At 45.5% G+C, this 8,115-nt stretch carries 7 protein-coding genes; all 7 read right to left on the bottom strand.

All coding sequences use genetic code 11. The annotated features are described in order from the left end of the window. Positions 1-2 precede the first annotated feature (2 nt). Positions 3-1,328, bottom strand: coding sequence for a HAMP domain-containing sensor histidine kinase (locus NML76_RS10145; protein WP_254733469.1), 1,326 nt, complete (start codon positions 1,326-1,328; stop codon positions 3-5). After that, on the bottom strand, positions 1,325-1,978 hold the full coding sequence (locus NML76_RS10140) for a response regulator transcription factor (RefSeq protein ID WP_195529357.1): 654 nt from the start codon (positions 1,976-1,978) through the stop codon (positions 1,325-1,327). The genes NML76_RS10145 and NML76_RS10140 overlap by 4 nt, the downstream gene beginning before the upstream one ends. Before the next feature lie 70 nt (positions 1,979-2,048). Next, the gene (locus NML76_RS10135; RefSeq protein ID WP_070594998.1) at positions 2,049-3,425 is read right to left on the bottom strand and encodes an ABC transporter permease; all 1,377 of its coding nucleotides are present in this window, start codon (positions 3,423-3,425) and stop codon (positions 2,049-2,051) included. A gap of 12 nt (positions 3,426-3,437) precedes the next feature. Further along, positions 3,438-4,079, bottom strand: a complete 642-nt coding sequence (locus tag NML76_RS10130; RefSeq protein ID WP_254733467.1) for an ABC transporter ATP-binding protein — start codon at positions 4,077-4,079, stop codon at positions 3,438-3,440. Between the two features lie 6 nt (positions 4,080-4,085). Further along, the gene (locus NML76_RS10125; RefSeq protein ID WP_254733465.1) at positions 4,086-5,348 is read right to left on the bottom strand and encodes an ABC transporter permease; all 1,263 of its coding nucleotides are present in this window, start codon (positions 5,346-5,348) and stop codon (positions 4,086-4,088) included. 459 nt (positions 5,349-5,807) lie between these two features. Beyond that, positions 5,808-6,446, bottom strand: a complete 639-nt coding sequence (locus tag NML76_RS10120; RefSeq protein WP_254733463.1) for a YesL family protein — start codon at positions 6,444-6,446, stop codon at positions 5,808-5,810. 104 nt (positions 6,447-6,550) lie between these two features. Then, entirely contained in the window at positions 6,551-8,113 is a 1,563-nt protein-coding gene (locus NML76_RS10115; RefSeq protein ID WP_049472611.1) for an extracellular solute-binding protein, read from the bottom strand. Positions 8,114-8,115: the final 2 nt, after the last annotated feature.

Below are 8,115 nucleotides of genomic sequence, written 5' to 3'. Positions count from 1 at the left end.
AATTATTCTTGTGGCTCCTTGGGCAGTTCCATACGGAAGCGTAGGCCCATAGCTGTTTTATCAAATTGGTAAGCCAGTTCTTCATGGTCCAGCAAGTGTTGGACCACAAAGAGCCCCAAGCCACCTTCCTTCTTCTGGCGGCTAGCGGTCATTGGAATCTCAGCGGTCTCTACCATTTCTTGACTGGTATTTTCAACCGCCAAGTGCGTCCCTTCTTCTTCGAGACGGAGCTGGATCTCTCCACCAACATCCGAATGCTTAACAGCATTACTGATGACATTTGAGAGGACCAATTTCAGAATCGCTGGGTCCATATAAACTGCTTTGTCAGGGATTTGATTGTCAATCGTGAGAGCGCGGGATTGAGCCAAGACCTTGTACTGGTCGAGGATCTGCTCTAAGACTTGATCCAGCTGGATCCACTCCTTGTCTCCGGCCAGTTCTTGGACAGAGGACAGGGATAGGATTTCTAGGACAATCTGGTTCATCTCATCGACGATATCGAGGGAGACCGACAGATAGCGGTCCCGATCCTTGTAGCGGCCGATCTTATCCCGCATATTTTCAAGGATAATCTTCAAGCTGGCCAGAGGCGTCTTGAGCTCATGCGAAGCTCCCCGTAGGAATTCCACCTTCATCTGCTCCAACTTCAGATTTTCCTGTTTCTGCTGCTCTAGATTGTCGATCACCTCTAAAAGATGGTGATAGAGGTCGTTGATCTGTTGCTTGAGAACGCCAATCTCATCCTGCGAATGAATGGGAAGACTAGCTGTCCGATCCAGCCGTTTCATCCGCTTGGTCATCTGCTTGATTTCAAGGATCGGAGCAGAAATCATGCGGGCATAGAGATAGGAGGCAATTAACGACAGAACAAAGGAAGCAAGAAGACTATAGGGAAGAAAGCCCAGACTGATGTCCCGCGCTTCCTTTTGCGAATCGACGGTCGCTAAGAATTGCAAGGTCAAGTCTTTCCCTTCCTTAGTCTGAATCTTTCGCTCTTCAATGACCAGGGAATTATTCTGGCTATCAGGGTTCACGAGCAGGTCATCCTTGACCTCTAGGGCATTTTGTTTTTCCTTGCCCTTGATCGAAACCTTGATATCATTGGTCTTGGAATAAAGGTCGATGACCGACTCAATGGTCCCTTCTTCCTGACCCTGGAAACTCTTAGCCAGGGCTTGCGATTTCTTCAAAATCGTCTGGCGCTGGGACTCGATATAGGTTGATGGGAAAATAAAGTAAACCGAAGCATGGAGAAGGATGACTAAGCTACTAAAAAGGGCAAAGGTAATCAGAAAGATTTTTGCAAAGATACTCCGTTTGGTCATGGTCTCTCCAATTTATAGCCGACATTGCGTACCGTAACGATACAGTCCAGCTCCAGTTTTTTTCGTAGTTCCTTGATATAGACATCGATCACCCGGTCAAATGGAATCTCCTCCGTCTCCTTCCAGACAGCATCGAGGATCTGAGAGCGGGTCCGGGCCTTGCCCTCATGCTGGAGCAAGTATTCCAAGATTTCCAACTCCTTGGCATTCATGGAAATGGCTTGGCCTACTAGGCTGGCTGTGTAGCTCTCAAAATCCACCCGTGCCTCTCCATAGGTGAAGACCCGGGAAGGTTGAAGCTTTTTAAAAATGGCTTCGATACGGACCTTCAAGAGGGACAAGGAGAAGGGTTTTTCCAGATAGCCATCTGCCAACTCTCCAAAGGCCGTCAACTTATAGTCCTCATCATGAAAGGCCGTTAGCATGAGAACAGGGACTGAGCTGGTCTTGCGGATCGTCTTGAGCACTTCCAAGCCATTGAGAATGGGAAGTTGGATATCCAGTAAGACTAGATCTGGCGTCTCTCTTTGAAAGAGATCCAGGGCCTCCTGCCCATCGCCTGCTTCAAAGACTTCATAGCCACATTCCATGAGATAGTCGCTCATCCCTTCTCGAATCAGGACTTCATCTTCTACGATTAGTATCTTCATACACTTTCCTTTTTATCTAAGAAACTTCTACCTCCTATTATACCCTATTTCTATTTTAGGAAACAATCTCTTATTCGACATCCACCAAGAGATCTTTTGGTTTCTTATGCAAGAGCCATTGCGAAGAAAGGATGGATACCAGAATCAAGAGGAGCCCACCGACCAACACAATCACCAGCAATTGGCTCGGTTGGATGTCCATATGGAGATCTGTCAGGGTCTTACTGAAGCTTTCCGCCTCAGCTCCTCCACCAAGGTTGGCTGCAGAGGATTCTTGAGCCATTTGTTTGGCAATGCCACTGGTGACGTTTTTGAGCACCGTATCTCCGACTGCTTTGGCAAGAAGACCTGCGACTCCATAGGAGAGGAGGAAGGCTGGAATGGAAATCATGACCAATTCTGCCACAAATTGCCCTGCAATCTGTACCTTAGAAAGCCCTAGAGCCAATAAGATTCCCACTTCTCTGCGACGGGCATTGAGCCACAAGACAAGGAGAAGAGTGAGAAGCAAGCTAGCAAAGATGAGGCTGCCGATAAACAAGTAGTCCGCCACTTGGAACATACTGCTGATGGATTTTTGCAAGGCTGGGTAATTGGAAGAGCTCTTAACCAAGTCAAAGTAATTCCATGGGATATCCAAGGCTTTAATTTTTTCGATCAAGGCATCCAGGTCCTGATCCCCTTTTGCAAAGAAAGTCGCATCCTCATAGGTAGCTGTTTGGACAGTATTGCCATAGAGTTTGGCAGCTGTATCCAAGTCAGAAATGAGTGTATCTTCATACAATTCTTGGGCGTAAGTTAGAGGAGCTTGGTTTTTTCCTGAGAACAAGCCCTTAATGGTCACTTCGACGGTTTCATTGGCCCCTTTTTCATTGTCAGCATCATAGAGATTGGACTTGAGGCGCACCTTATCGCCTACCTTGAGGCCATTCTTTTTCGCCAAATCTTCGTGCATGAGGATTTGGTTTTTGTCCTTATCCGTCAGGTGCTCCCCTTGGACCAGCTTGTAGGCTCCAGAGACAAACTTATCTTCTTTTGAAGAGTCATTGACCCCTGTCACCATCAAGGTATTCTTGAAGTGCTTAGCCCGCTCTGGAGATTGGTTTTGTAAGGTTTCTTCGGTCTCAATGATCTCGTGGTCTAGGATATCCGCGATGGCATTGATCCGCTTGATGGAGGAGGTGATCCCCTCTACCTGGCTGATTTTTTCGATATCTTCTCCTCTAAGATTCCCAGCTCCGCGAGGGGTTCCTGGATTGGTCCTGCGATTGATCTGCATCGAGAAGCTATTGGTGATGGATCCCAGACTTTCCGATGAAGCTTTTTGGGTCGCTCCCTTCATGGAGAGTCCGATCAAGCTCAAGGTCCCCATGAGGAGAATAATGGCAAAGAGCAAGAGAGACTTGGGCCATTTCCGTGTGATATAAGCAAAAGCATTGCGCAACATAGCATTCCCTCCTTACTTGCTCTTCTCAACGAGGCTACGGCGACTCAATTCCAAGACCACATCGGAGGCCTCTGCCACTTCCTTACTGTGGGTAACGACGATGACACATTTTTGGCGTTCCTTGGCCAATTTCTTCAAAATGGCAATAATGTCACCTGCTGTCTGTTCGTCTAGGTTTCCCGTCGGCTCATCTGCCAAGATGACTGGTGCTTCTGAAACGAGCGCACGCGCAATAGCCACCCGTTGCTGCTGCCCTCCGGATAATTGAAGGACATTGCGCTTAATTTGCGTTTCGTCCAATCCCAATTCCAAGAGAATGTCTTTCCCAGCTTGTTTGTTGACCAGGCGGACATTTTCCAGTGGCGTCAAATAATCAATCAAATTGTAATTCTGAAAGACTAGGGAGACATGGTGCTTGCGGTGGTAGCTAGACCCTTTGGTCTGGATGTCCTCCCCATCAAAGAGAACCTGCCCCTTCTTAGGATTGTCCAGACCAGCCAAGAGGGAGAGGAGGGTTGATTTCCCAGCTCCTGACTGACCAATAATACTGTAAAAGGTCCCATTTTCGAACTGATAGTTCACGTCTGAGAAGATCTCTTCTTGGTAGCTTTGGTAGCTATAGGCTACATGTTTGAGTTCTAACATAGTTGTCATTTCTCCTTAACTCATTTTTGTTAATATTTCTTTTGGGGTCTTGCGCCAGATCATGCTGGTCGTTACACCGAGCGACAATAGGATCAAGCACAAGAGGCTAGCATAGGCGATTCCTAAGGAAAGGCCTTGAGGGATTTGGTTGAGCAAGTCTAGGGTCTGCTGTTGGCCTGTCTGTCTGACAAACTGCTCTAAGAAACGATGGCTGACCATCCGTCCGATGAGAAAGGCTGGGATCACCGCTAGTAAGGATACCAGCACCACCTCCAAGAGGAACTGTCTAAAGATCCGGCCCTTGCTCTTCCCAATAGATAAGAGCACCCCGATTTCATGGATCCGCTCCCGTGTCCAGAGACTGAGTAAGAGCGATAGGGCACCTGCTCCAGTCACTAGGAGGACGATCATCATGATCCGTACCAGGCCTTCTAAGGTCTGAGAGGATTCCTTCATCTGGTCAAAGGCCTTGCGATCTTCGACCACGCGCAGAGATTGCCAATCCAGATCCAAGCTTTTGACTTGCTTCAAGAGAGCATCGATTTTCTCAGGATCTTTGACCCCAAAGGTGACCTGGGTCACTTCTTGCTGACTGAGACCTAGGAGCTTGGTCGCATCCTCATAAGGGAGGTAGACTTGATTCTCACTCAGATCAGAGGTCATTCCTGTGAATTTTTCCTGTTTCTTACCCGAAAAGATCCCAACGATTTCAAAGGTTTGCTCTTTGGCAGGAGTCTCTCCCATCTGAAAGCTGGATAAGGTCAAGGAATCTCCGACCTTTAGCTTGTTCTTCTTAGCCAACTCTTGGTGGATCAAGATCTGGCCGCGAGCCTTGTCGGATAAGTGTTTGCCTTGCACCAGTTGGAAACTGCTACTCCGGAAATCCAGGTGATGGTCTGTCTTCTGAGTAAAGACAGCACCTAGCGCTTGCTTGGCTTCCTGACCCAGATCATCCCGCTCTACCGACTGCTGTCCAGTCACCGCTTCTTTACCAAGAATACGAACGGGACTTTCATATTGAGGAACCATGGATCCTACCCCAGCTAGTCGCTGCACCTTTTCAGCCTCCCTCAGCGCAAAGGGAGTATTCCCCTGTTTACTGGTCAGGGCAAAACTGGTCCCAGCCGACTGCTTGATATGGTCCTCCAACCTTTCTCCCACTTGCATCAGTGAAAAACAGAAATACAAGCATGAAAGGATCAAGAGGAGAATCAGAAAGAGAACCAGATTCCTCGTTCTTTTTCGAGAAATATAGGCGATTGCCTGTTGTAAGAGCATGATCTTACCCTCCATTTCAAGGTCCACGACAATACAATGTGGACGCTTTCATCATTTGTTATAGTTATTATAGAAAAGAAATGTGAAATGTTTATGAAATAGAAAAAGTTTCCTAGATTTTCTAGGAAACTTCGGATTGAGAAAAAGTCACCAAAGAAACTTTCCTTAGGTGAGAACGGACGTCAGCGAACTTCTTCAAAGTTCCATGACTTAGTTTTGGACCTAAAGTTCCAAAACTCCCGAGTGCTAGAAACAATTATGTTTCTAGCACTTTTCTCACAGCGGAAAGTTTCAGCATATGTTTGAATAAGGTTAAAAGCCGATATCATTTATTCTTTTAAGCATCACTTAGTTTTTTAGCAAAAAAAGTTGTGCTACTCTCTATCGTTTCCTAAAAATCTAGGAAACTTTATTCGATTTAAATAATATCAAGAAAACATACGTCCCATTTCCTTGACTTCATTTTTCAAAGATTTCTCCTTCTTGGATATTTGAAAAGATCTGATCGGTCAGTCGGACATTCAAGAAGCTCCAAAGAGCGAAACCTCCAAAGGTAAAGAGATAAATAGCTGTCAGTAACCGTTCAGGACTACTGAGACTGATATAAATCACTGCCAGATTGAAGAAGATAAGAAAGATGGTTTGAATAGGATTTAAGAGAGCAATGAGGAAACTATTCAGACAGACCTTTCTTGTAGGGTCTTCAAAGAGTCCAATATAAGGGAAGATCAAGGTCATCCCTCCACATAGAAGGACGATAAAGGGAAGCAAGATCCAAATCCCATACTCACTTAAAAAGGCCGTATTTGAAAAAAGACAGTAATCCAGATAAAGAAGGGCTGATAGTCCTAGGCAAGTCAGCCAAATCACCGTCGCTTGCTTGAAATTGGCGCGAAAGAGACGGAAAAAATGAAAGACGAGATCCGTATCTTCCCCTTTCAACAAGCGGTGCCACATGGTTGCTAAAGCCGTAAGCGATGCACCGATCGTGAGAACCGGAAGGCAGCAAACGATAAACAAGGTGTTCAAGATAATAATGTCTGTCAACCGGGTCAAAGTCTTGACCAAGCGTCCATCCAATGAAAATAATTTTTGCATCTTCTTCTCCTTGTTCTTCATCTCAATTTCTGCTACTTCCTCTACGGAAGCACTCAGGGGCTCTACGCCCCTGAGTTACTTACTTGAATCCATTTAGACCCCTGTTACTTCACTTCTTTTTGGTAACGATCATAGGCATCCTGTTGAATCTTCATAAAGTCATCAATGCCCATCTTCTTCAAGGTTGCTTTGTAATCATCCCATTCTTTTTCAATGCCCCCTTCTACTACCCATTTAGAAGCTTGTTGGGTAACATAGGAGTTGATATCTACATAAATAGAGGATAATTTGTTCAATTCTTCTTGAGAGTAGATGACATTTGGATATGCTGGCAAAGCGTATTGTTTCAATTCTTTGTCCATCTTCAATTTGAGACCATCACCTTGTGTTTGGTCGATGTCGACATGACTATTGATATCATCAGACACATATTTTGGTCCAAAGTCACGAAGGGAATTGATCCAAGCCCATTCATCGGCTGATTTACCATCTTTTGGAGCCAAGACCTTGTACTTATCGCCATCTTTTTCAGTCGCAATACCAAAGGATCCATAGAAGTTTTGGATGCTAGCATCATCCTTGTAGAATTTATCCAACCATTTGAGCAATTTTGCAGGGTCCTTGCACTTATTCGTGATCAGGATTTCATTTCGTCCATAGTTCAAATGATCTGGGTCAGAAATGACATATTGTTTGCCATCTGGGCCTTTCAATGCTGGGAGAGGAGCATATTCGCTAGCATGTTGGCCGAAGGTTGCATCTGCTGTCCAACCACTTGACACACCGACACGCGCCACACCCTTATCCATCCGTTTGGCAACAGACATAGAGGTATCTTCTGTAAAGAGTTCAGGGTCGATCAAGCCTTTCTTGTAGGCTTCATGCATAGCCGCTATCCCTTGTTTATAACTTTCTTCTGTTCGTAGATAGACCGGCTTGCCATCTTTGACGGACATTTCATAGGTATTATCTCCACCCAGACGGTTGTTGAATGGCAAGATATAAGAGAAGGTCGGATCAAAGTTACCAGAACCAAATGGAATTTCATCATTGACATCCCCATTGCCATTAGCATCCTTATCCTTAAAGGCTTGTAAAACAGTCACCAATTCATCATAGGTTTCGGGCATCTTCAAGCCAAGGTTGTCCAACCATTTCTTATTAATAAAGAGCTGGTTGCCGACGATTGGCCGCATTGGCAATTTCTTAGGCAGGCTGTAAATATGACCATCTGGGTTGGTCACCATGGCTTTTAATTTTGGTTCTTTTTCAAAGGCCTTGTTCAAGTTTGGCATATTATCCTTGATCAAGTCTTCCAATGGAATGAACATGTTTTGGTTCTGAGCGATTTCAGAATCCGTGAAGGCATTGGATCCCAAGAAAGCGTCTGGTAAATCTCCACTGGCTACAAGGACAGATTTCTTATCCGACCAGTCTGCAGCCACCATGGTATCCCATTTGATCTTGATACCTGATTCCTTGGCTGAATCATCTAGAAAACCTTTGTGATAGTCTTCCCCCCAATCCGACCAACGAACGGTCGTGATCTTGAAGGTATTTCCATCATTCTTGTCATTGCTTGATTTATTTGTGGAAGCTCCACAAGCCGTCAAGCCAGCTAAAGCAGCTGCTCCAAGGAGCAGATAGGCAAATTTCCTGTTTTTCATGA

The sequence above is a fragment of the Streptococcus sp. CF8_Ac1-9 genome, from assembly GCF_024295565.1.
GTDB classification, from domain to species: domain Bacteria; phylum Bacillota; class Bacilli; order Lactobacillales; family Streptococcaceae; genus Streptococcus; species Streptococcus parasanguinis_X.
The sequence above is the reverse complement of the archived record's forward strand: the minus strand, read 5'-3'. Positions and strand labels throughout refer to the sequence as shown.

Bases quoted from the DNA above. Each gene is read 5' to 3' on its own strand.
- NML76_RS10120 (WP_254733463.1), bottom strand. From the start codon at position 6,446: ATGCAAAAATTATTTTCATTGGATGGACGCTTGGTCAAGACTTTGACC.
- NML76_RS10135 (WP_070594998.1), bottom strand. From the start codon at position 3,425: ATGTTGCGCAATGCTTTTGCTTATATCACACGGAAATGGCCCAAGTCT.
- NML76_RS10115 (WP_049472611.1), bottom strand. From the start codon at position 8,113: ATGAAAAACAGGAAATTTGCCTATCTGCTCCTTGGAGCAGCTGCTTTA.
- NML76_RS10140 (WP_195529357.1), bottom strand. From the start codon at position 1,978: ATGAAGATACTAATCGTAGAAGATGAAGTCCTGATTCGAGAAGGGATG.
- NML76_RS10130 (WP_254733467.1), bottom strand. From the start codon at position 4,079: ATGACAACTATGTTAGAACTCAAACATGTAGCCTATAGCTACCAAAGC.
- NML76_RS10145 (WP_254733469.1), bottom strand. From the start codon at position 1,328: ATGACCAAACGGAGTATCTTTGCAAAAATCTTTCTGATTACCTTTGCC.
- NML76_RS10125 (WP_254733465.1), bottom strand. From the start codon at position 5,348: ATGCTCTTACAACAGGCAATCGCCTATATTTCTCGAAAAAGAACGAGG.